Annotated in this window: 1 protein-coding gene; it reads left to right on the top strand. The window is 57.3% G+C overall.

The window, feature by feature from the left end; all coding sequences use genetic code 11:
• A partial coding sequence (locus ACO0LH_RS28680) for a hypothetical protein (RefSeq protein ID WP_422944559.1) occupies positions 1–255 on the top strand: 255 nt, incomplete at both ends.

Below are 255 nucleotides of genomic sequence, written 5' to 3'. Positions count from 1 at the left end.
CAGGCGTTGTTGAATTCTCCTTCGGTACAGGCGTACTGGCAGGTGCCAACACAGGTGCATTGAACCTCTCCGACGTCCAAGTCGGTGCAGTCAACATCGGTGGCAACACCTCCGGCTCCTCCGCCAACGGCGTAGGCGGCACAGGCTACGAAACACTGACAGTCAACAGCACAGGCGCATCCAACTTCATCGGCGCGCTGAACCTGCCAATGGACACAGGCACAGCGGGTAAAGTTATCATCACTGGTAACACCA

The organism is Undibacterium sp. TJN19 (assembly GCF_049339485.1).
In the GTDB taxonomy this organism is placed as follows: Bacteria; Pseudomonadota; Gammaproteobacteria; order Burkholderiales; family Burkholderiaceae_D; genus Undibacterium.
This window is presented reverse-complemented; position numbering and strand designations above follow the sequence as displayed.